This is a genomic window from Curtobacterium sp. B18 (assembly GCF_000333375.1).
Lineage (GTDB): Bacteria > Actinomycetota > Actinomycetes > Actinomycetales > Microbacteriaceae > Curtobacterium.
Map to the genome: position 1 here is coordinate 1 of NZ_BACZ01000423.1, position 1,843 is coordinate 1,843.

The window sequence follows — 1,843 nt, forward strand, 5'->3', positions numbered from 1 at the left end:
CGGCGCACGATCCGGTCGGACGGCGCACGATCCGGTCCGACGGCAGCCGCAGCCCGACCGGCGGAGCCGCACCGCGCCTCCCGACAGCCCGATCCCGGTACCGAAGGTGCCGTCGACGAGCCGGATGTTCTCGGCCACGGACGGGGTGACCGTGCCGTCGGCCGCGACCTGCAGCTGCACGTGCCCGAGGTTGAAGCCGTACGAACCGGTCTGGATCACCGGACGCTCGACGTCGCTCCCCGTCGGGGCGACCCAGTGCACGTACGTCTGGTGCGTGTGGGCGGACAGGATGGCGGAGACTCGCGGGTCCACGCCCCGCACGGCCTTCGCGAACTCGGAGTCGCCGTCGAGGTCCGTCGCGGCGCTGCTCTCGGCGCCGTCGTGCACGAGCAGGACGAGGACGTCGGCCTCTCCGTTGCCGGCGACGCCGTCGGTGAGGTCGGCCGCGACCTTGTTCACCTCGGTCGTGATGTCGCCCATCTCGAGCCCCTGGATGCCGTCCGGGCTCACGAGGCCCTGCCCGACGAGGTCGACCGTGGCGCCGATGAAGCCGACGCGCTTGCCGCTGATCTCCTCGATGGCGTAGGGGGCGAAGGCGGGCTCGCCGGTTGCCTTGTCCAGGATGTTCGCGGAGACGTAGTCCCACTCGGCCTTGCGCACGCCCTCGCCCTGGCCGCCGATCACGCGGTCGCGCAGGTCGTCCTGGCCCTTGTCGAGCTCGTGGTTGCCGATCGCGCTGACCGACAGGTCCATCTGGTTCAGCACGTCGATCGTCGGCTGGTCGTCCTGGATGAAGGACTCGAAGGTCGAGCCGCCGATGTTGTCGCCCGCGCTCACGAACGCGCTCGTCGTGGGGTCGTCGCCCCGGAGCTCGTCGAGCGCCCCGGCGAGCACGGCCGCGCCCGCGGCGTCGCCGTCGCGGGGCGGCGTGCTGATGGACTGCGCGATGCGGCCGTGGAAGTCGTTGACGTCGTAGAGGTCGATCGTGGTGTCCCCGTCGGCGGCCAGCGCGGCGGACGGGACGGACAGGGCGACGAGCACGCCGGCGGTGGCGAGTGCTGCGCCACCGACGAGGCGCCGTAGTCGGCGCGAGGAGGTGTGAGCGTTCATCGCCCACGAACCTATGAACTCGTACAGCGACGCGCCAGGGTGTGCCGCAACACGTCACGTGGTGTTCACACACGCAACACGCGGGCCGCGCGCCGCTGGAGGCGTCAGGCGTCAGGCGTCAGGCGTCCCGCTCGTCACGGGATCTCCCGCCACGTGCCGTCGGCAGCGCTGCCGACCACGGCGTCGATGACGTGCGCGGCCCGGGCCCCGTCCGCGAACGTCGGGAGCCCGTCCGGCCAGCCCTCCGGGTCGGGCCCGCTCCGGACCGCCTCGTACGTGTCCGCGACGAACGCGGCGAACGCGTCGAGGTAGCCCTGCGGGTGCCCGGCCGGTACGACCGCCAGCCGGCGCTGGTCCGGGACACCGAGCGACGGGTCCCGCACGACGATCTGCGCACCCCGCTCGTTGCCGAACCACGCCGACTCCGGCTGTTCCTGGTCGAAGGCGGCGGACCCGCGGGTGCCGTCCACCTCGAACCACAGCCGGTTCCGGCCCGCTCGCCCAGGCGCGTGCCGCCCAGGGCGTCGTCGAGCAGGAGCAGCTGACCGCGCAGAAGCGTGCCGAGCTCCGCCGCGCCGAGCTCGAGTCCGAGGTCTCCGCCGTCGCCGAGGCCCAGGCCCGCAAGACCCGTGTCGAGGCAGAGGCCGCCGCTGCCGCCCAGGTCGAGACCGCCCGGGCTCAGGCCGAGGCCCGACGCATCTCGGCCGAGGCGATCGCCGCCGAGGCCCAGGCG

General features: G+C 73.3%; 2 protein-coding genes. Both read right to left on the reverse strand.

All coding sequences use genetic code 11. The features are described 5' to 3' along the window. Positions 1–1,110: bifunctional metallophosphatase/5'-nucleotidase (locus tag I5E_RS11690; RefSeq protein WP_022907152.1), on the reverse strand; the 1,110-nt coding region annotated here is incomplete at its 3' end. Positions 1,111–1,244: 134 nt separating this feature from the next. Next, positions 1,245–1,580 (reverse strand): hypothetical protein, encoded by a 336-nt coding sequence (locus tag I5E_RS11695; protein WP_022907153.1) that lies wholly within the window; start codon positions 1,578–1,580, stop codon positions 1,245–1,247. Positions 1,581–1,843 lie beyond the last annotated feature (263 nt).